Here is a 20,045-nt window from a genome sequence, read left to right as displayed (position 1 = left end):
TAATTTTGCTTAAGATGACAAAAAATAGAATAATTAAGAATATTTATCCTTTAACCATTAAAATAACTAACCTTTCTATTCAGCAACAATTACAGCAATTTCTTATTACTCAACTATTAAAGTTAGATAACTCAAATTTTACTAATTTTCTGAGCAACAATAATCCTATTTCCATATACAGATTACCTAAGATTGATTCTATTAGTTACCGTTGTGCGATCGCTTTTCAATTATCTTCTTATTCTCCCCTCACGTTAGCAGAAACTATTTTTAACACCCTACAACAGCAACCCAACCATTCAGGTGCTTTAAGCTTTACCGTAACACTCCTTGATCCAGGTTGGTTAGAGTTTACCCTGTGCGATCGCCGTCTATCTCTTTGGTTACAATCTTGGCAAAGTTTTGCCTATCCTCGCAAAAGGTTCACTTTAAAGTCAAGAAATCATGACAATTTATGTCCTCTCGAATACACCTATGCTCGTTGCTGTACTTTATTACGTTTAGGGGATAAAGAAGGACTTATTAAGCTGGAAAAAGAAATTTTTGAGCCTTACCAATGGCCATTATCAACGTCTCAACCGATTCCTTGGTCTAGCTTAGTATTGAATCAATTTGAGCGATCGCTAATTTCTCAAATTATTACTACTGTTGATCGATTAGAAAATAAGTCAAATCGTGATGAGATAAAATTAGGACTAGCATTAAGTGAGACTTTCCTCAGTTTTGAGCGTTACTGTCGCATTTTTGGAAAAATAAGTGGACATAACTCTCATTTATCTCAAGCAAGACTCGGTTTAGTTGCTATTACGCAACTTTTGCTACAAGGTTTATGGTTATCACACATGGAGCAGCTTCCTCGTGACAGATTGTAAACACAAGTAATAAATCAAAAATAAATCTTAAGTAACGTGACAAAATCCAAAGCTTCCTATATAGTTATATTTAGTGTGAGGAGCGAACCAGACAAGAGAGCCGAGACGAAACACGGAAAGTCGTCGGCTCTCTTTCTGATCTAATATTAATTCTCAAAAATATAACAATACAAAAATTAGTTAAGACGTTTTTTGCATCTTTAGCTGTCACTCCGAAAAACAAGGAATCTTATTAACCTCCTAATCATAATTTGTAGCGTTATAGTTAGAGACATGAAAACTGTCCGTAGCGAATGTAGCGATAGCGAAATGACGCAATCTTTGGTGTTGTTTGTGTGATTGATTGCTTTCGGGATTTTTTAGTGAGAGTCAAAGGTTAATATTAAAGTTTCTTCTATACTCACAGTGATTTAAAGATTAATTTATTACAAGAAGGGGAATATATTAAGTCTTTAAGCAGTCCCAATTTTCCTAATATTCTTATTGTAGAATTGATTAATCAAGCTGTTGAAAAAAATCAACAACTTGGTAAAATTGAAGCAATCAGAAACTTTAAAAATTGGCTAAGAGGAAATTTTGATAATAACTTAACTTAAAGTTCATACGATCAAATATTAGCATTTAATCTTTCTCTTATTTCATTAATTATAAAAAATTAGCTTCAAAAATAATTAAAATTAGATCAAGTTTTTGAAGCTAAATAAGTTTGAAAACTATAACATTAGGACGGTTACATTATTTTGCAAAGTATCCCATAACAATTATCCTTTTTTGTAAACCACCCGTTAAATTCTTAGCATCTTCGTTTGAAATATCAATTAGATGCTCCTCTAAATCTAAACTTTGTTGTCTTCTTGATACTGCTTTTTCTACCGATTCACAGATAAGATTATCAATATCAATCTGATTTAGAAACGATTGAGATTTTTCGTTCATGTCTAACTCCTTAGTTATTGAAAATTAGTGTCTAATTCAATTAAAAGCTACTTTATTTTCGCTCTTAAAAGGCAAAAAATAACTTTCTAAAAAAGATCACATTGTACCATTCCACAAGTATGTGGAAAACCACCCTTGATCTTTTTCACATCCTGGTCTGAAATCTCTACAATATCGTTTTCTAACTCTAAATTCTGCTGTCTTCTAGAAACTGCATTGTCTACAGATTCAGAAATGAGATCATCAAGATCGATTTGATTTAGATTTGCCGTTAATTTGTCGTGCATACTTGACTCCTGAATGAATTATTTAATCTCTTTCCAGAGAAATTGACATGAAAAAACCAGAAGTAAATCTGACAAAGATTATTCAAAAAATAGTCCTAGAATAATTGGAAATTCTAAACCACCTTTGATATTCTTCATATCTTCGTTAGAAAGTTCTACTAAATCATCTTCTAACTCTACATTTTTCTTCCTTCTTGATACTGCATTTTCCACAGATTCAGAAATGAGATCATCAAAATCGATTTGATCTAGATTTTCTGATGATTTTTCCTTCATAATTGACTCCTGATTTAATTACTTAATAGTTTTTGATGAGAAGAAGTTAGCTTCAAAAACTAGGGAAAACTAATAACTTGTTTTTGAAGCTAATTAAACTTCTTAATAAAATTCTTAGAATCTTATTGTAATTTTAAACATAACTTCTACTTCACCACCCTTCACTAATTTTTGTTGATGAGGTAAAACATCAGTAATTTGGTTTTTGTTGTTGATTTTTTCGAGATCAGAAATGATAATGTTAGACATGGCAAAATTTCTCCAGTGTATGCGTTTAATAGTGATAACATGATTCAAGAAACAATCATGTATTATGTCTCAGTAAAATTGATTAAATTTTACTTTTTGATTTTGATAGTGATACTAAATTCAACTTCAACACCACCACCCTTAACTAACTGTTGTTGATGAGGTAAAACATCAATCATTTGGTTTTTGTTGTTGATTTTTTCGAGATCAGAAATGATAATGTTAGACATGGCAAAATTTCTCCAGTGTATGCGTTTAATAGTGATAACATGATTCAAGAAACAATCATGTATTATGTCTCAGTAAAATTGGTTGAATTTTACTTTTTGATTTTGATAGTGATACTGAATTCAACTTCAACACCACCACCCTTAACTAACTGTTGTTGGTTAGCTAAAACATCAATCATTTGGTTTTTGTTGTTGATTTTTTCGAGATCAGAAATGATAATGTTAGACATGATAAAAGTCCTCTACAAGTTAATATTTTTTTGATTTGAGTCTTAAGAGAAATCTGTTTAACTCTGTATATATTATTATTCACATTTTTATAAAATTCAAGAGATTCATCACTATCTTTTTGTTGGTAATTAAAGTAATTATTTCTCTTTTACAAGCTAATTTATATCTAAAAAATTATTGTTGGACTAGAAAATATTAATTTTAGTTAGTTGGATGCTTAATTTAGTTTTGATGTTTAAGAAAAAAATCAAACAATTATTTCTTAAATAAAGCTGATTTTTTATTTTTTTTAGGCTTCGGGTTTTTCTATAAAAATAACTGTTTTAATTAAGGAAAATGTTAATCATTAATTTACAAACGCCGTTAAATTGCTGTATTATAAAATAATAGATATTTCAGGGTTAAGTTAATATTATGTCATTATCGATCACTGTAGCTGTAGAAGAAATTATTAAAGAGATTAAATTATCAGGAAAAATGCGAGAGATTACAGAAGGATTAATGAATCGTAGAATTATTACCCAAGAAGCAGAACGTGCAAATATTAAAGTAGAAACTGAAGAATTACAACAAGCAGCCGATCAATTTCGTTTAAGACATAATCTAGAAAGTGCAGATCAAACCCATCAATGGTTGACAAGAAGTCAACTTTCTATAGAGGATTTTGAAGAAATACTTCATTTTAGTATTATTTCTGGAAAGTTAGCAAAGAATCTTTTTGATGATAAAGTTGAACCTTATTTTTATCAAAACCAATTAAATTATACTGAAGTGATTATGTATGAAATTATCTTAGATGATGAAGACTTAGCAATGGAATTATATTATGCTATTGATGAGAATGAAATTAGTTTTTGGGATGTAGCTCATCAATATATACAAGATATAGAATTAAGACGGAAAGGTGGATATTTAGGAAGCGTTAAACGTCAGGAATTAAAACCTGAAATCTCTGCTGCTATTTTTGCTGCAAACCCTCCTCAATTACTGAAACCTATTATGACATCTCAAGGAATTCATTTAGTTTTTGTTGAAGAAATCATACAACCAGAATTAGATGAAAAGAAACGTCACAAAATTTTATCTGATTTATTTTCTGAGTGGTTAAAAGGAAAAATTAATCAAGCTGACACTAATGTGACTGAATCTACTATATAGCAATTTCCATGCTTTGAACTAAAAGGCAGAACTTAAAATTGTTGGTGTGTCTCATGATTTTAAGAAATGCTATATCAAACTAATGACTTGTCCTAACATATTTATCGTGATAGAATCAGCTATTATTATGTAGTTAAACTGTCATTTTTTTTAGCGAGTACACAAAATTAATTGCACATTTGGCTAGACTCAAACCCTTATTATATAAGCATTATAAGAAATTAGAGTGTGCAATTAATTAACTTTAGGTACTTAACTATTTGATATGAATAACTTTTCCGTCTTCTCCACCACTATACAATGTTAAAGAAATTTTTGAGAAGATAATACCTCCTGTAATCTGTTTAATTTCTTCACAATTAATTGCATAAATATAGGTGTCCGAGTTATTTAATTCATTAATTTTAACACTAGACATAATTTAAAATTGCTCCTTATGAAATTATTTTTACTGAATATCAACAATTATCAAAAAATACTACTATTTAATGATTTTTGCTTCTTTTTCAATCCTATCTAGAGCTTTTTTTGCTTTAAATAAAGCTCGTAAATAAGCTACATTACTTACCCAAGTAGAACGAGGTAAAATGGGCTGATTTAATTCCTTGTTAGATTGAATCATATTATTTTCCATAATAAATTTCCTTCAAAATTAGTGATTAGCACCAACTAAAGATAAAGATTTCTCTTGCTCAATTGCCCAACTAACTGGCCATTGAATTTTATCAGCCGTAAAGCGTAATTCATCTTCTGGCAAGGGACTATTAAAAGGTTGTTCTATTAACTCAAATACGCCATTATCAAAAGGATTACCTTTGGCTTGATATTTGATAAAAAACTGTTCACGGATACCCTTTTTTTGCTGAGTTAAAGCGCGATGATGACAGTAGGGATTATTACCTCTTTTATCAAAGAAAACATGAGCCGTCCAACTGCAACCGCCTCGACATAATTCTGCAAATTCACAGGTTTTACAGAAACCCCAAAGATGGTCAGTTCCTTGAGGGGTTCCAGCCCCTAAATTAAACCGTAATTCTTCCGTTTCTTCAATAATTGTTCTCAAAGAATAATCGCGAATATTGCCCCCAGTATAAGCAGAGGTTGGCAAAGAAGGACAGCCTTTAATAGCACCATCGGCTTCAATTCCTAAGGTAGAAAGTCCAGCATTACAGCCTTGCCAAAATGACCAAGCATCACCCCCACGTAGTAATCTTTCATAAGGTCCATAATAACCAATGTTATTACCTGCTTGAACACGAACTCCTTCTTCTTTTGCTCGTTGGGCAACTTTAGCAATCATGGGATAAACATCTAATAATTCATAGGGTTGTAAAAGAATATGATTATTATCAGCAGCCCTACCCATAGGAACCGTTAATTGAATTTGCCAAGCAGAAATTCCAGCATCTCGAAGACGTTCATAAAGTAATGGAAATTCTGGAGCAGAAAGACGATTAATTTGAGTATTACAACCAAAAGTAATCCCGGCTTCTTTTAGGTTTTTCATGGTTTTAAACGCCCATTGCCAAGCCCCTGGTTTTCCCCGTTGATAGTCATGGGTTTTTTCTAACCCATCAACAGAAACAGAAACCACTTTAATTCCTGCTTCTTTCATACGGCGAGCGGTGTCTAAAGTAATACCAAAACCGCCGGTTGTCATACCACAAACCATCCCCGCTTTAGTGATAGCTTGAGCAATTTCTAACCAGTCAGAACGTAAAAAAGCTTCTCCACCAATTAAGGTGACTTCTGTGATACCAACCTCCGCCATTTGTTGCACTAAATTGAGTGCTTCTTCGGTTGAAAGTTCCTTGGTTCTATTCTGTCCAGCGCGAGAACCACAATGTTGACAAGCAAGATTACATTTAAGGGTAATTTCCCAAACCGCATGACTAATTCGACGATATTCTGCCATAATTTCTTTAACTCCACGACTTAATTAAATCAATGATTGGTATAAAATAAACTAATGGAAAAAGGTCAGTTTGTTGTTGTACATAAATCTATTTTTTAAAAGAAATGTTTTCAACAACAAACCTTCACTGAACCTATTTTAAATATCTAAAGTAAATTCTAGAAATTTAAAATAATTTAGGTGGCAAACCATATATAGCTACATGATTCATTCTTAGTCCACCAAAAACGGCTGCTAGTTCTTTTTCATTTAGTTCTTCTAGAGTGTCTTGTAACTTGAACTCCTTTTCACTAACTTCTAAAAGTTCAGCCGTGTAACTTTGCAACTCTTCTTGGGTGAAATCATAGCCAGCTTTTTTCACAAATTGACTACATTCTTCTTTATTTTTTACGGTTTGAAGACCAGCGCGAAAAGTCTCATCTTGAGATAATCTTTGGTAAAAACGTTGAACATTAGATAAAGACATTACCGACTCCCATTATTGCTTCAGATATGAATATTTAAGTTATTTTATTGGTCAATAATGACACCATAAAGAGGTTGCGGTTCAATCGGCCAAATCACACCATACAAGGCTTGAATGGGAGGAGAAGGCATTTTACGACGAATTCCTCCAAAAACAGCTTCTAGCTCCTTTTCATTAAGGTCGTTTAATTCACCTTCATTGAGACTAGATTCTAGTAGTTCAGAGGTATAATTTTCAAACTCTTCTTGAGTAAAATGATAGCCATATTCTTGTACTAATTGGCTACATTCTTCTTTACTTTTTACCTCGGCAAGTTCAGAGCGAAACTGCTCATCTTGGGCTAATCTTTGATAGAAGGCTTTGACATTTTCAACAGACATGATGTTATTCTCCAATAGCAGTGGGCATTGATACTTTACGAACTAACTCCGAAGCGTTGTAATTATCAGTAATGACTTGAGGACAACGCATACAAGCTGCTTTTCCTTCTTGTTGAAACCAGCGACAATCTCTTCGGATCGGACAAGCTGGTAATTTATCTTCAACTAGGGGTAATTGTTCAACAACTCGCTGAGCTAAACGGCAGTGACTACCATCAAAATGCTGACATTTATTAGTAGCACAAGGACTAGCTGTACGAAATACTTCTGCTGGTGTTACAGGTGCAGTTAAGACGATTAATTCCTCGGTTATAGGTTGAGGTTTTTTGAGATAAGTAACATGGGGTTCTTCGACGGTTCCACTCACAACACCAAATGCAACACTTTCAGGTAATTCTGGTCTAGAACTCGGACATAAAGTTTTTTCAGAAGACTGATGATGTTTCATTGATAATCTCTTCATTAAAATTACGAAGGAAAAATAGGCTCTTGAATAATCATTCCTAATGTAGTAAGAAAAGAATTCTTAGGTGAAGAAGAACTTAGTCCTCCCTCGATATATTTTGCTTCTTCTTCATTGATATCCTCTAACGAATGTTCCATGAATTCTTGTTTTCTTTGGGCTGCATTAGCGACTGATTCTTCAACTAAATCAGTAATGCTAACTTCACCTAAATGTCTACTAAAATTTTCGTTCATAATGTTACCCTATTCAAATCTTCAAATGAATGAGAACAAGTTTGTTCTTGATTTTATTTTGAAAATTATTCTCTAAAATGTCAATGATAATTCAGCTATATTTTGTGGATAAACTAAACAAATTATTTCCTTTTTTTTAGAGTCGTTTAATAATTTTACGGATTTTTAACCTCATCTACTAACTCATCCTGTGTTCAAAACAGCCAATAAATAGACAGGATAATGAATTTGATAACTTTTTTGGCTCGCTACACATTAACTTAATTATCAAGAAGCAATTCAAAGAATTTGTTCTGAAAAGTAAATGGTTTGCTCGTCATTTTATACCTTGTTGTTCACACCTCAAACGTTTTGGTGTGTCTCCTACTCTGATAATTTTTCCTTATAAAAGGTATTAACAATTATTTGTCAAAGATACTTTACAAAGCTTTACATTATTTGTTACATTGATTTACATAAGGATAAACGAGGAACACACCATGTACACCACCAGTGACGAAAACGGCATTCTCAATAACTTTGCTAATGAACCCGATATGTATTACGCAGTTTATCCGACACAAAAGCAGCAACGGGGTTACTTAGTACAAGGTGTCTTCGCAGCATTATTCATTGTTGGTTTAGGCGTTGTTGTTACTCTCGTTAGCTAATTTTTCTAGAATAAAACTGTTATTTTTTACGACTTAATAAGTAAGGATGTTAATCATGTTCGCGCCTATCGTTGTTTTATTACGTAATCAGATGGGTAAAGTAAAATTTAATAAGCTGCGGGGTGAAGCAATAAAAGTACGCTCCCAAACTATTACTAATTTCTGTGAAAGCGTTGGTATTGATAGAACAGCTAGACAAAATATGATCAGAACTGCCAGAGATAATGGTAAAAAATTAGGTTTACTGGCTTAATACTGACAAAAAAGTTTCCATTGCATTGGATTTCTCCTGCCTTACCCTTGGTGTTATCATCAGGGGTTTTTATTAATTAATGATCAATTTTTTTAAAATATCTTGGTGCATAAAAGCGCGATCAGTCAAAGATTGAATCCGCTCTTTAAGTAACGGTTCTCCATTAACAAAATATTCTAACCAAGCGGTACTAATAATATTAGGATCACTCGGAAGTTTATCTAAGTTCCATCCAGGAATTTCTATTTCTTCCATTAAATGATTAACTTTAGGATCATAACTAAGGGCGAAACACTTACACTCTTCAGAAGCAGCCATAATTAAACTATGTAAACGCATTCCGATAGTCATTTCTACCCCTTTAAAAACCCCTTTTAATTCCCTAGGGTTTTCTAATTGAATTATCTTATAATTTCCTGGCAATTTTCCTGCAATATAACGGGCTATTTGTAAATCTTGAGACGATTGAAAAGGAACTAACAAAAGACAAGTATTAGTGGCTTTTTGGAAATCAATTAAAGCTTGAGTTAATATCTTTAAACGTTCAGAAGTTAACAGTGGATGACTCCGTAAATTAACAGCAACTTTAGGGGCAGGTAAATCTGCTAAACCCGATACTGATTTAGCCGTTAAAGCCCAAACAGGATCAGGGGCAATAAGGGGATTAATATGCCATTTTGATAACAATTCAGCAGACTTATAATCCCTAACACTAACTGCAGTGCAACCTAATAAAACTTGATGAGTTAACCAACGAGTAAACGGATTATTTAATGGGCCAATTCCTTGCGCCCAAGCAATGGTTTTTAAACCTTTTTGTTGAGCTAATGCCATCAATCCTGCATAATAAATAGGACTCGCTAAACTGGTTACATCCTGCATTAAACTACCCCCACCCCAGATAAAAATATCAGAGTTTTTTAGGGTGTCTAAGATAGGAAATGCAGAGCGATTAGGGCAAGTTTTCACTCCATATTGTTCGTGGGTTTTACGAGGATTAGCTGAGAGGACAATTGGCTCAATTTCCGAGGGTAACATCTGCAACAACGACATTAATAAGGCTTCGTCTCCACCATTTCCTTTGCCGTAATAACCACTAATAACTGCCCGCATTTTTATCCTAATTATTAAAAAACCAGAGGTATAAGCATAATACCCCAAATTCTACAAGTTGCGAGATAAATTTTTTTTGAGACAATGGTGAATTGATTTCGTAGGCAAAAACGCTCGTTTTAAAGAAGCGATCGCTTTAAGATACAATTACCTTAGATCGATCAGAATTATAACCTTGAACATCTTTAAAAGCAGAATCAGAGTCGCTGGCTTTTTCCTTAATTACACTAAAGCTACCATCAGTTTCTAATACAACTGCTTCGACATCTTCTATGGCTGAAATACCATTAGCGCGTATGGCAGCTAATATTTCTCCCTCACTAACTCTTTCATTTTTGATAGCAGAATCAATAATTTTTCCTTGATATAATAGTAGGGTTGGTTTGGCTTTAATTAATTTTTGTATAACAGAAGAACGCGCAGCTATCCAAGTTAAAAGATATTGAAAAAGTACCAATAAACCGAATCCAACAAGACCTTGAGCTAAAGAGGTGCTTGATGACAAAAGCATGGCCGCTAAAATGGAACCAAAGGCAATGGTCACAACGAAATCAAACGAATTCCATTTTGATAATGTTCGTTTACCAGAAATACGTAATAAAATGATGACACCAATATAAGCAAAAATTCCTACAATGGCTGTGTTAAATAAATAACTTAAACTATTGAACATATTGGCTTTATCCCTTTTGCTGTCTATATTTATGCTTTTACTAGGTTCTGATAATATACTCGTTTAAGCATCTATCTTGAGAATGAAAGAAGTTTCTCAAAAGTTATAGAAAAATCGCGAATATTGCTTAACTCTATCTAAATTAATAACTAAATTATATGTTTAAAAACTATTTTGTTCTAGGTCGCAATAGGAGTAATATCTGTGAAACCACAACCAGAATAGGTAATTCGATCAAGGCACCAATGACTAACACCAGAGCAATCAAAGGACGATCTGAAAATGCAGATGTAGCGATCGCTAAGGAAAGGGGCGAATTACGAGCCAGGGTTGTGCAGTTAAAGCAAGCGGTTTCTTCATAGCTAAAGTGAGCGAAACGTCCAATAGTTTGACCTAGCCAAAAGTTAATCACGAAGAATATCGAGATCGGCAACAGCATTTTTGGTAGTAACTCTGATTGTTTAATCAAAATTTCTCCTTGCGAAGCAAACATAGCAGCGATAGCCACACAAAGAAACAGCCATTGGTTAGCAGCAATTTTATGTATCAAGCAGTGTCCAATACGATTGTATGGTTGGATTAGACGTTTTGAGATAAATGCCAAAATCATCGGCACGACAAAAACCAACATAACACTTTTAAGCAGCATCGTTGCATTGATATTTACCAGTTTTCCAGCAAATACCCAAAGATACACAGGTAAAAGAATGACTTGTAAGAGCAGATTCCACGGCAGAAGAGCAGTAGCAAGAGCAACATCCCCTTGAGCAAGGCTAGTAAAGATAAGATACCAGTCTGTACAAGGTGTCACTATCAACATCATCAGTCCTACCCAAAGATCGGGGTTATCTTTTAAAAAAATTGCTCCCAGTCCCCAGGCAAAAATAGGAGTCCAGAGAAAGTTGATTGCTAAGCTCAGTCCAGTCACTTTGTAGTTTTGAAATCCATTCGCTAAGCGATTAAAGGGAATATTCAAAAATACTCCATAGAGCATCACCATGAGAGCCGGAACAATTAAATACACGCCATTTTCAGAGAACCAATGAATGTGTTTCAATGTTAGCCCAATAAAAATAGCAACAATGACTAATAAGATTTGTAGCTTTTCAGGCCGACTCAAGACAGAAACCTCCATTGTATTTAGAAGCCTGAAACCAAAACAGATCAATTTTCCATTGACCAAATCAGCTTAGTATAAAAATAGGCAATGGTTTCCATTATCATAGATTTTACCCCTGTACTGGTTTTCCACCATGACTCAGAATAAGAAGGGGAAAAAGCGATCGCTCCCACTTTGATCTCAGGTTTTAATAAAGTTCTAAAGATTAACCAACTGCGACGGGTATGAACATCATGGGAATAGATGTTGATCGCCTTAATATTCAAATCTGAATCTAATAACCATTGTTTAACGACCTTCGCACTGGCCGCGGTTCGGTTAACAGAGACAGTTTTATTAGGAACTGAAACAACTTGATTAGGATCTAATCCTAAAGCGATCGCTGTTGCTGCTGCTAAGTCAGCGAAGGTTTTATAGTCACTTAAATATTTACCCCGTCCGATCTCATTACCTGTGGTGATCATCAAACGATAATTCTTATCTTGAAACTCTGCGATCGCTCCTTCTATAGTTATATCGGGAACCCATCCCTCTATGACCATAACATCTGCATCTATAGGACGAGAAACCCTCAAAAAGGGATGAATAGAAAGGCTAAAACTAATTAAGACTAAAATTAGTACCAAAATAAAAAATAGCCATCCTCTGAGGGTTAATGTCCATTGTGGTTTATATTCAAGTAATCCCCAAAATTTGTGATTAGGAAGTTGCGATAACAGCATGATTGATCAATTAAGAAACAGAGGCAGATTGTTGTTGTTTGAGGTAAGTGAATACGGACTTATCTCCGATATCAGGAATTAAGGGTTGAATAGCTTTCCGTAACGCAAAAATAATAAATAAACCTGTCCAGATTCCCAGTAAAGCTTGTTCTACCTCCATAGATAAAATTCCGAATAAGTGACCTAATAAAAGGATGGGAACTAAGGGGGTTAATAATTTCGTTTCGAGACGATTGAAGCAAAAAGCCTCTTTAAAATAGATGCCGGTTAAGGCAACGAAAACAAATCCTATCCCTAGTAAAGTAAGTGGAGTTTTGTAAACACACAAACCTAATGGCTCTTGACAAGATATAGACAGAATTATGGCGGTTATGATTCCAATCCCCCAACAGACTTGTAAGAAACGATGGAGAGGGATCAAGTAAATATGAATAGTTATTAAGCTAATGCCTAAACCAAGGCAAAATAAGGTAAATAGGGGAGTGAGTAAAGTGAGAGTTAAAGAAGTGCCTCCTCTGACTAAAATTAGGCCACTTCCCAGAGCAAAACTTAAGGCCGACAATATTAATCCAGCGCGATAAATTTTCACTTCTCTTAGGTCTTCTGGGGTAATAGTATATTGTCCAAATTGTCCTTGATAAATTTCTAAGGGTTCAGATGTGGTCTTCATCGTTCTCTTCTATTATTTTGACGATTAAATTGTATCGTTTTTTTGCAGAAAAGAAACTACTTTTTATTTAATTATAAAATTCACATTAAATTTAATAGGTTCTCTGATTATTTGAGATAAGATTATACCTTAAAAATAGAAGTTTATGGATAAGATTCGCCAGTAAAATATCGAATTGTAAAATAATGCTGTGAATGTCAATTCTGAACAAAATAAAAGAGCTAGAATAATTATAGTAATAAGTAAGGTGCTAGGCAGAGAGAAACAATTTAGCGACCTATAAAGTGTGGTGTGAGGTAGTGAAAGTCCCATAAACTAATATGTTTAGGGCAATTTGAATAACACAGCAGTTTGTTATGAAAACACTGCTCCTTACACTCTTTGGAGGTCAAAATGGTTAACAATTCAGTTAAGTTTATCGCTTTAGGTACATTAGCCGCTGTTGGTGCATTAGGATTTGTTTCCGAAGCGCAAGCTCAACACTTTAAGTATCCCGAAACCCGCATGGTTTCTGAAGGATCAACTTCTCCTGTTGATTGGGACAGCAATCCTGGCCCTCGCGCTTTTGAGCGTACCATCCGTAAAGTAGCTTTTGAATGTGTACCTCAAGCAGATGGCTCTTATGCCACTGAAGAAAAGGTAGTAGAAATCACCTTTAATCCTGCAAAAGCTGCACCTGTTGGTAGCACTTTTGATCCTCATAACCCTTATAGTGGTGGCGTTTATTCACGCGAGGATGTTTCTACTCAGTACATCGCATTGGGTGAATTAACTGGACAACCCATGATTCTATGGACAGAAGATCGTCCCTCTAATCATCCTGACGGAGTATACACTCCTCAAAGCCGTTGTGAAACCATCAGTGCGCGTTTAACCAATCTCGCCTACGCCTTTGGTGAAACCACTCCTGTAGGTGTTGCACAAGCATTCAGTGAAAGAATGGCCACAGGTATCGTTAATGGAGAAAGAGTTATCTTTATGTCCTACGATCCTGAAAACGTTTCTACTGATAACGTTGTCTTCACATTGAAGCCTGAAAACGGATTAACCTTTGCTGAAGCGCAAAGAACCCTTGCTCAGTTCAATAATTCTATTTCTCCAGCAATTGGTGGTTTAGAAGAAGATCCCGCCAAACTTCCTCCTATTGTTGAGTAGGTTTACCTGCAGGGAAAGACATTCAATAGATATATTCTTTCCCTTATTTGCTAGAGAGTTAGTATGCTACTACTCTCTATTTTTTTTGCAATTTTTTATTTAGAATTATCATAACTATCTAAAGGGTGATGAATTTGAAGAGTTGACTAGGTATATTGAATTTAAGCGTAATCAATTTGAATAATGAACTTAGAAAATATTCCTCAACAAAGCCAGAAACTAATGAATAATGTTGCTAATACCGTCGAAAAAACAGGCAAAAAAGTGGCTCATCAAGTTTCTAATATCGCCAATGATAAAGCAGAAGAAGTTACCGAAGAGGCAATTCAAACAGCCGTTGACCAAGCTTTGGATATTTTACAAGTAGCTGGAGAAAAAGTAAGGGAAAAAAATCTTAATGGTGAGAGAGTTACTCTAGAAGTTGCTGTTGGTGTGGTTAACGTCGCTCATCTGAAAATAACGACCGATGTACCAGGAAAAGACAAAAAATAAAAAACTTGATAATTTAACTAGCTATCAGCTATCAGCTGAAATACTGAGTGCATGAGTGCTTTTTTAAGCTTATTCCAAATTCACGTTATTCACGTTAATTAATATGAAGTGGAAATAGGAATGCTATCAATAAATTCTCTCCCTGCTCCTGCGCTCCCAACCCCCCTGCGGTCTTTTGTAGCAAACATTCTTAATGTGATCGCTTTTTTTTATTCCAGTTGCTTAAAATGTCTTGAATTAAGACCTCTTCAATCCATACCTGAGCCACCACAGCTAATGGTAATGCCAAAAATAAACCAATAAAACCAAAAAAGATGGCAAATGAGGCTTGAGCTAGTAAGGTAACGGCTGGTAATAAAGATACTTGCTGCTTCATTACTAAAGGAGTCAAGATATTACTTTCTGCCTGTTGAATCAGAATATAAAGTATCAATACAGCTAACGCTTTCCAAGGTGCATCGATTAAAGCCAGAACGATTGGAGGAATACAGCTTAAAGCAGGACCTAAATTTGGAATAAAGGTTAATAAGCCAGCCAAAAGCGCATTAGCTAGAGAAAGTTTGACTTGCAGAATTGTCAATCCCAACCAGCTAAGAAGCGTAATAACCAGCATATTAAACAAAATTCCCTTAGTCCACCCCACTAAAGCAATTTCGCTTTTTTTGAGAATTTTGGCAGCACGACGGCGATAAAAAGATGGGAAAAAAGCGAGAAATAAGCGTATATAAGGTCGAGGACTGGCAAGTAGCATAATCATTACCACCGTCACCAGCAAAATATTTAACAGAACACCCAACGAACCTGAAAAAATACTATAGAAATTGCCAACAAGCTGGGTGGCAATGCCAGGTAAATCGCGAGTCAGATTTTCTAGCTTTTGAATTTCTCCGACAAGCTGTTCTGGGACTGTTTCTTGCAACCACATCAACCAAACCCCAATCTTATCTACAACCAGAGGTAATAAGTAAAGGGATTGTTGTACCTGGTCGATAAAAGGCGGAAAAATTAACCACAGAAACACTGCAAATATTAATGCAAGTAGGAATAAAGCCACAAAAATTGCTACACCACGCTTTTTTATCCCTAACTTCATCAATAACTGAACTAAATAATTAATTGCCGTTGCCAAGGCGACAGCAGCAAACGTCAGCAGAATAATAAAGCGAATTTGCCATAAAATATAAATGGCGATTAGTAGCGCAATTACACCTACAAAGTTACTGAAATACAAAATATTACCTACTTTATTTGATCAAAAAGTTATTTTGATTGTTATAAAAGCTGACTGAAAAAACTAAATTGTTTTAGACAATTAATACTACTATCATTATTAGATTATTTTCACATCATCCAAAAGGTAGATAATAAAGACATCAATGAGATTAAACAAGTCAATAAAAAATTAACACCAATCTTAAGCATATAACACAATAGACAAAGCTTAACCATTTTTACGGCAAGTCTACTTTTCGTAATATTTTTAATGCTGTTTCTTTATCATAGATTTGTGTCAACAATCCTGATAACCAGTCTGTTTTAGCCCCAATATTATTAGCTTTATGCTGTTGCCAAAGCTTTAGAAAACCATATACTTGCTCATCAAGATTTGGGATTATCCGACGAATTTTATCCATAAACTCATGAGTACCACCAAGTAAACCGTAATATTCATGAGAAGTCATCAGTCCCCATTTTCCGGAAGGTGAGTAAAGAACATTTTCAGCATTAAAGGCAGAACCAAATATTTCATATTTGAACTCGTTCTCTGTTAAAGGACGCATAGATATTTTTAATCCTGCAAAAATTCCACTAACCGAGTTAACTTATCCCAAGCAGTTCCACTTTTTAGGATATCTTTAGCCGTTTCTACCGCTTTTTGATGATCTTGCCAAGGAACAATATTACCCACTTGTAAAGCTAAAGCTGCATTTAAAGCCACTGCATCCTGTTGCGCTTGTGTTCCTTTCCCCTGCAAAACGTTAGTTAAAATAGTCGCATTTTCTTCGACATTTCCCCCTTTTAAAGCGGTTAGAGGAGCAGATGTTAACCCTAATGCTTTGGGGTTAATTTCTCCTAAACTAACTTCGCCGTCTTTCAAAAAAGCCACATCGGTAATGTCTCCTAGTCCCGCTTCATCTAGGGTTTCGCGGCCATGTAATACCATTGCTTGGGAAATTCCCAATTGATTTAAAGCTTGAGCCACGGGACTAATAAACTGAGGATGATAAACCCCAATAATTTGACCTGTGGGACGTAAGGGGTTGACTAAAGGTCCTAATAAGTTAAAAATAGTCCGAACTTTCAGGGTTTTTCGTAACGGCGCAACGTGCTTCATGGCAGGATGCCAACCGGGGGCGAATAAGAAGGTAATCCCCACTTTTTCTAACGCTTCGGCGACTTTTTGGGGATTAGCTGAGAGTTGAACCCCTAAATATTCTAAAACATCGGCAGAACCCACTTTACTCGAAGCCGAACGGTTTCCATGTTTTGCCACTTTTACCCCGGCTGCAGCAGCAATAAAAGCCACCGCCGTAGAAATATTAAAGGTAGAAGCTCCATCTCCTCCAGTTCCACAGGTATCGATAACAGGAACATCATGAGAGATGGGTGTCTCTTGCATAGACTGTTGTTGCAACACTTGGGCCATTCCTGCTAATTCATCGGCCGAGACTCCTTTTGCTTGAAGGGTGACTAAAATAGCCCCAGATAACACAGGGGGAATGGCTTCGTTCAACCACTCCTGCATCAGTTGGCCTGCTTGGGTTTGGGATAAAGACTGACCATCAAGCAGTTGTTGCAATAAATTTTGTGTAAATTCTAAAGAATTTTGAGTGACCATTAAACAGTGAACAATGAACAATGAACAGTGAATAGTGACCGATAAATTCACCTGATAACTGGTAACTGATAACTGACAACTGGTCACTGATTTCACCATACCCCATTTTGGGCTAACTCAAATTGAGGCCATGAAAATATTAGCAAATTAAACGGGAATACTAAGCATAGAGAGTCGATATTGATCCCTATGACACCAGCGCACAAGTCCCGAAGAAGTATTGCAGTCACAGAGACTGGAAAACGTAAACTTAGAGAAGCACAAAAGCAAAAGGGTGGTAAACGTATCACCTATGAAGACATTGAAGAAATCTTAAATTTTAAGGTATCTCGCAGTACCATTGAACGATTTTTTCGGGGAAAAGCGGTGGAAATTGAGAACGCTATTAGCATTGTCGAGGTTTTGGGTTTGAACTTGGAAGATGTGGTTGACCTTATCTAAATATCGCAAAATGATTTTAGGGTAACCAGGGATATTGCCGAAAATTAGGGGGACGCTTCTCTAAAAAGGCTTGTTTTCCTTCTGCTCCTTCTTCTGTCATATAGTAGAGTAAGGTAGCATTGCCTGCTAATTCTTGTAACCCTGCTTGTCCGTCACAGTCAGCATTAAAAGCAGCTTTGAGACAACGAATGGCAATAGGACTCTTGGCTAAAATTTCTGTTGCCCATTGAACCCCTTCTGCTTCTAATTGGTCTACGGGAACAATACAATTAACTAATCCCATGTCTAAGGCTTCTTGGGCGTTATACTGACGACAAAGAAACCATATCTCTCTCGCTTTTTTTTGTCCTACAATACGAGCTAAATAACTGGCTCCAAAGCCACCGTCAAAACTACCCACTTTTGGACCAGTTTGCCCAAAAATGGCGTTATCGGCAGCAATGGTGAGATCACAGATTAAATGTAAGACATGGCCACCACCGATCGCATATCCAGCTACCAAGGCAATAACCACTTTAGGAAGCGATCGGATTAATCTTTGTAAGTCTAGCACATTTAAACGGGGAACCCCTGCATCGTCTATATATCCGGCTTGGCCCCGCACACTTTGATCCCCACCAGAGCAAAAGGCATATTTTCCATCGGTATGAGGTCCGGCACCGGTAAGTAAAATAACCCCAATGTTACTATCTTCTCTCGCATCACAGAAGGCATCATATAATTCAAAGACAGTTTTAGGACGAAAGGCGTTGCGTTTGTGGGGACGGTTAATGGTAATTTTGGCGATCCCATCGGCTTTATGATACAAAATATCTTCGTAAGTTTTGGCAATTTGCCAGGTTATTTCCATCGGTTAGGGCAAAATAGCATCAATAGTCCATTAAACCATGATCTGAGTTACAAAATTAGAGCTTAAACTAACTTTCGATTCCTTTACCATAATAGAGGTTAATCCGATGAACAAGTATAATAATCTTTACTGTAAAGTATTTCTTGATACTGATATTAATAGAGAACAGTTATTGCCACTGATTGCTAAATTAATTAATGGTAAAGTATCTCGACGAGAAATTGAAACTTCTATTGCTAAAATTAGCGTTAGAACTAATGATGATTTTGATGAGAATCAAAGAGAGGAATTTCCTGATGGATTTCTTTACTATCGTTTTTTTTTAGATATAGAACCATTAAAAGATACAGACCAAAAAGTTTATATAGAGACTTTATCCCACTTTTTAGAATCTCTTTGGTCACTCAACTATAAAGTTGTTGCTGCGTGTGATTTTGAGGAAGAGTTACCCCGAAAAGGAGGATATAATTGGTTGTAAGCTTAACTTTAATTCTGAGTATGTTTATAATATGTTTTTTGATTCTTGATAATAATCTCGTTTGGCTTCAGATAAATTTTTTTCTCAAAGGGTTTGAAATCAGATAAATATAATTTTATTTTTTAGCTACTAGAAAAACAAAGCGATCGCAAAATTCCAAATTAGAGACATTAGTATAGTTTTCTCTCATTTCTATTAATCCTTGCTCAAGTTCTTCATCGTTAAATCTTGATAATAAGGACATATATCTATTTTTAACCATGTTAAAATACTTTTCTTTGGAGATAGAAACATTATAATCTATAAAGTTTACTTTTGTTTTAAAACCAATATTTTCACAGAGATTAACTAAATCATTATAGTGAGGTTGTACGGATTCATAAACGGATAATGCTTGTTTAAATAAAGGATATTCAATAGTAGGAGGAAGTAAAATAATTAATAATATTCCTTGTTTATTTAATCGATAAAATAATCCTTTTAAAAGTTTTTCTTTATTATCGATATGATGAATCATTTCTTTGATTAAAATTTTATCATAGTTTCCAGGCTCATTAGCAAATTCTACAGCATCTTTAACTACTGTTTGATAATAACTATTATTTGGTATTTTTTCTAGCATTTTATCAGAAGGATCAACACAAATAATTTTATTTTTTAGGTTAATTTGCGCTCGAATTTCCTTACTATAAATTCCTGTACCACATCCCAAGTCTACTAAAATATCTGTAGGTTTTAATTGTAAATTTTCAATAATTGCTTGAGTCAAAAAATTAATAAACTGAGAAGAATCACCCCAAAACTTATCATATTGACTAGCTAAGTTTTGATAATGATTTTGAATTGAATTTTTCATAACATTATCTATTTTAATTAAAATCAATGTTAAT

31 protein-coding genes are annotated in these 20,045 nt (G+C 34.8%); 8 read left to right on the top strand and 23 right to left on the bottom strand.

The window, feature by feature from the left end; translation table 11 throughout:
• The first annotated feature begins 14 nt into the window (after positions 1-14).
• On the top strand, positions 15-872 hold the full coding sequence (locus CY0110_RS03645) for an arginyl-tRNA synthetase (protein WP_008273938.1): 858 nt from the start codon (positions 15-17) through the stop codon (positions 870-872).
• 735 nt (positions 873-1,607) lie between these two features.
• Here CY0110_RS03645 and CY0110_RS03640 read toward each other — a convergent pair.
• The 6 genes from CY0110_RS03640 to CY0110_RS30320 form a co-directional block, all read right to left on the bottom strand.
• The gene (locus CY0110_RS03640; RefSeq protein ID WP_008273936.1) at positions 1,608-1,808 is read right to left on the bottom strand and encodes a hypothetical protein; all 201 of its coding nucleotides are present in this window, start codon (positions 1,806-1,808) and stop codon (positions 1,608-1,610) included.
• Positions 1,809-1,894: 86 nt separating this feature from the next.
• Positions 1,895-2,095: a hypothetical protein gene (locus CY0110_RS03635; RefSeq protein WP_008273935.1), complete on the bottom strand. Its 201-nt coding sequence runs from the start codon at positions 2,093-2,095 to the stop codon at positions 1,895-1,897.
• A 78-nt stretch (positions 2,096-2,173) separates the two neighbouring features.
• Positions 2,174-2,371, bottom strand: a complete 198-nt coding sequence (locus CY0110_RS03630) for a hypothetical protein (protein WP_008273934.1) — start codon at positions 2,369-2,371, stop codon at positions 2,174-2,176.
• A 114-nt stretch (positions 2,372-2,485) separates the two neighbouring features.
• Positions 2,486-2,620, bottom strand: a complete 135-nt coding sequence (locus CY0110_RS31325) for a hypothetical protein (protein ID WP_008273933.1) — start codon at positions 2,618-2,620, stop codon at positions 2,486-2,488.
• Positions 2,621-2,709: 89 nt separating this feature from the next.
• Positions 2,710-2,850 carry a hypothetical protein gene (locus tag CY0110_RS30325; RefSeq protein WP_008273932.1) on the bottom strand — a complete coding sequence of 47 codons (141 nt, stop codon included), beginning with the start codon at positions 2,848-2,850 and terminating at the stop codon, positions 2,710-2,712.
• A gap of 89 nt (positions 2,851-2,939) precedes the next feature.
• Positions 2,940-3,080 carry a hypothetical protein gene (locus tag CY0110_RS30320; RefSeq protein ID WP_008273931.1) on the bottom strand — a complete coding sequence of 47 codons (141 nt, stop codon included), beginning with the start codon at positions 3,078-3,080 and terminating at the stop codon, positions 2,940-2,942.
• A 415-nt stretch (positions 3,081-3,495) separates the two neighbouring features.
• On the opposite strand from CY0110_RS30320, the gene CY0110_RS03625 reads away from it, so the two are divergent.
• Positions 3,496-4,239: a peptidylprolyl isomerase gene (locus CY0110_RS03625; protein WP_008273930.1), complete on the top strand. Its 744-nt coding sequence runs from the start codon at positions 3,496-3,498 to the stop codon at positions 4,237-4,239.
• 256 nt (positions 4,240-4,495) lie between these two features.
• On the opposite strand, the gene CY0110_RS29805 is transcribed toward CY0110_RS03625, so the two are convergent.
• From CY0110_RS29805 to CY0110_RS03600, 7 genes are all read right to left on the bottom strand, one after another.
• On the bottom strand, positions 4,496-4,657 hold the full coding sequence (locus CY0110_RS29805; protein ID WP_008273929.1) for a hypothetical protein: 162 nt from the start codon (positions 4,655-4,657) through the stop codon (positions 4,496-4,498).
• Positions 4,658-4,720: 63 nt separating this feature from the next.
• A complete protein-coding gene (locus tag CY0110_RS30315; RefSeq protein WP_008273928.1) occupies positions 4,721-4,873 on the bottom strand; it encodes a hypothetical protein in 153 nt (50 codons plus the stop codon).
• 18 nt (positions 4,874-4,891) lie between these two features.
• Positions 4,892-6,154 carry a nif11-class peptide radical SAM maturase 3 gene (locus tag CY0110_RS03620; RefSeq protein ID WP_008273927.1) on the bottom strand — a complete coding sequence of 421 codons (1,263 nt, stop codon included), beginning with the start codon at positions 6,152-6,154 and terminating at the stop codon, positions 4,892-4,894.
• A 166-nt stretch (positions 6,155-6,320) separates the two neighbouring features.
• Complete coding sequence (locus CY0110_RS03615) at positions 6,321-6,620, bottom strand: Nif11-like leader peptide family natural product precursor (RefSeq protein WP_008273926.1); 300 nt, start codon at positions 6,618-6,620, stop codon at positions 6,321-6,323.
• A 44-nt stretch (positions 6,621-6,664) separates the two neighbouring features.
• A complete protein-coding gene (locus CY0110_RS03610; RefSeq protein WP_008273925.1) occupies positions 6,665-7,000 on the bottom strand; it encodes a Nif11-like leader peptide family natural product precursor in 336 nt (111 codons plus the stop codon).
• 4 nt (positions 7,001-7,004) lie between these two features.
• On the bottom strand, positions 7,005-7,448 hold the full coding sequence (locus CY0110_RS03605) for a hypothetical protein (protein ID WP_008273924.1): 444 nt from the start codon (positions 7,446-7,448) through the stop codon (positions 7,005-7,007).
• Positions 7,449-7,468: 20 nt separating this feature from the next.
• Complete coding sequence (locus CY0110_RS03600; RefSeq protein ID WP_008273923.1) at positions 7,469-7,699, bottom strand: hypothetical protein; 231 nt, start codon at positions 7,697-7,699, stop codon at positions 7,469-7,471.
• A 479-nt stretch (positions 7,700-8,178) separates the two neighbouring features.
• On the opposite strand from CY0110_RS03600, the gene psb34 reads away from it, so the two are divergent.
• Together psb34 and pgr5 are read left to right on the top strand one after the other, a co-directional pair.
• Positions 8,179-8,349 (top strand): photosystem II assembly protein Psb34, encoded by a 171-nt coding sequence (psb34, locus tag CY0110_RS29800; RefSeq protein WP_008273922.1) that lies wholly within the window; start codon positions 8,179-8,181, stop codon positions 8,347-8,349.
• A 55-nt stretch (positions 8,350-8,404) separates the two neighbouring features.
• Entirely contained in the window at positions 8,405-8,602 is a 198-nt protein-coding gene (gene pgr5, locus CY0110_RS03590; RefSeq protein WP_035798421.1) for a cyclic electron transport protein PGR5, read from the top strand.
• Between the two features lie 72 nt (positions 8,603-8,674).
• On the opposite strand, the gene csaB is transcribed toward pgr5, so the two are convergent.
• The 5 genes from csaB to CY0110_RS03565 form a co-directional block, all read right to left on the bottom strand.
• Complete coding sequence (csaB, locus tag CY0110_RS03585; protein WP_008273920.1) at positions 8,675-9,715, bottom strand: polysaccharide pyruvyl transferase CsaB; 1,041 nt, start codon at positions 9,713-9,715, stop codon at positions 8,675-8,677.
• A gap of 136 nt (positions 9,716-9,851) precedes the next feature.
• The gene (locus tag CY0110_RS03580; protein ID WP_008273919.1) at positions 9,852-10,388 is read right to left on the bottom strand and encodes a DUF421 domain-containing protein; all 537 of its coding nucleotides are present in this window, start codon (positions 10,386-10,388) and stop codon (positions 9,852-9,854) included.
• Positions 10,389-10,557: 169 nt separating this feature from the next.
• Positions 10,558-11,508: an arsenic resistance protein gene (locus CY0110_RS03575; RefSeq protein WP_035798461.1), complete on the bottom strand. Its 951-nt coding sequence runs from the start codon at positions 11,506-11,508 to the stop codon at positions 10,558-10,560.
• A 44-nt stretch (positions 11,509-11,552) separates the two neighbouring features.
• Complete coding sequence (locus CY0110_RS03570; RefSeq protein ID WP_008273917.1) at positions 11,553-12,230, bottom strand: ElyC/SanA/YdcF family protein; 678 nt, start codon at positions 12,228-12,230, stop codon at positions 11,553-11,555.
• A gap of 10 nt (positions 12,231-12,240) precedes the next feature.
• Positions 12,241-12,900 (bottom strand): DUF2301 domain-containing membrane protein, encoded by a 660-nt coding sequence (locus CY0110_RS03565; RefSeq protein WP_008273916.1) that lies wholly within the window; start codon positions 12,898-12,900, stop codon positions 12,241-12,243.
• A 393-nt stretch (positions 12,901-13,293) separates the two neighbouring features.
• Between CY0110_RS03565 and CY0110_RS03560 the strand changes: the two genes are divergently transcribed.
• Positions 13,294-14,055, top strand: a complete 762-nt coding sequence (locus tag CY0110_RS03560) for a COP23 domain-containing protein (protein ID WP_008273915.1) — start codon at positions 13,294-13,296, stop codon at positions 14,053-14,055.
• Between the two features lie 183 nt (positions 14,056-14,238).
• Positions 14,239-14,547 (top strand): hypothetical protein, encoded by a 309-nt coding sequence (locus CY0110_RS03555; RefSeq protein WP_008273914.1) that lies wholly within the window; start codon positions 14,239-14,241, stop codon positions 14,545-14,547.
• Between the two features lie 190 nt (positions 14,548-14,737).
• Here the strand turns inward: CY0110_RS03555 and CY0110_RS03550 are convergent, their stop codons facing one another.
• From CY0110_RS03550 to trpD, 3 genes are all read right to left on the bottom strand, one after another.
• On the bottom strand, positions 14,738-15,778 hold the full coding sequence (locus CY0110_RS03550; RefSeq protein ID WP_008273913.1) for an AI-2E family transporter: 1,041 nt from the start codon (positions 15,776-15,778) through the stop codon (positions 14,738-14,740).
• A 220-nt stretch (positions 15,779-15,998) separates the two neighbouring features.
• Positions 15,999-16,328, bottom strand: a complete 330-nt coding sequence (locus tag CY0110_RS03545) for a hypothetical protein (RefSeq protein WP_008273912.1) — start codon at positions 16,326-16,328, stop codon at positions 15,999-16,001.
• Positions 16,329-16,336: 8 nt separating this feature from the next.
• Positions 16,337-17,386 (bottom strand): anthranilate phosphoribosyltransferase, encoded by a 1,050-nt coding sequence (gene trpD, locus CY0110_RS03540; RefSeq protein ID WP_035798455.1) that lies wholly within the window; start codon positions 17,384-17,386, stop codon positions 16,337-16,339.
• A 189-nt stretch (positions 17,387-17,575) separates the two neighbouring features.
• Here trpD and CY0110_RS03535 point away from each other — a divergent pair, with 189 nt between their 5' ends.
• On the top strand, positions 17,576-17,827 hold the full coding sequence (locus CY0110_RS03535) for a helix-turn-helix domain-containing protein (RefSeq protein ID WP_008273910.1): 252 nt from the start codon (positions 17,576-17,578) through the stop codon (positions 17,825-17,827).
• Positions 17,828-17,843: 16 nt separating this feature from the next.
• Here the strand turns inward: CY0110_RS03535 and menB are convergent, their stop codons facing one another.
• A complete protein-coding gene (gene menB / locus CY0110_RS03530) occupies positions 17,844-18,677 on the bottom strand; it encodes a 1,4-dihydroxy-2-naphthoyl-CoA synthase (RefSeq protein ID WP_008273909.1) in 834 nt (277 codons plus the stop codon).
• 106 nt (positions 18,678-18,783) lie between these two features.
• Here menB and CY0110_RS03525 point away from each other — a divergent pair, with 106 nt between their 5' ends.
• Positions 18,784-19,155, top strand: a complete 372-nt coding sequence (locus CY0110_RS03525; RefSeq protein WP_008273908.1) for a hypothetical protein — start codon at positions 18,784-18,786, stop codon at positions 19,153-19,155.
• A 115-nt stretch (positions 19,156-19,270) separates the two neighbouring features.
• Here CY0110_RS03525 and CY0110_RS03520 read toward each other — a convergent pair whose 3' ends face one another.
• On the bottom strand, positions 19,271-20,011 hold the full coding sequence (locus tag CY0110_RS03520) for a class I SAM-dependent methyltransferase (protein WP_008273907.1): 741 nt from the start codon (positions 20,009-20,011) through the stop codon (positions 19,271-19,273).
• Positions 20,012-20,045 lie beyond the last annotated feature (34 nt).

The sequence above is a fragment of the Crocosphaera chwakensis CCY0110 genome (genome assembly GCF_000169335.1).
Lineage (GTDB): Bacteria > Cyanobacteriota > Cyanobacteriia > Cyanobacteriales > Microcystaceae > Crocosphaera > Crocosphaera chwakensis.
This window is presented reverse-complemented; position numbering and strand designations above follow the sequence as displayed.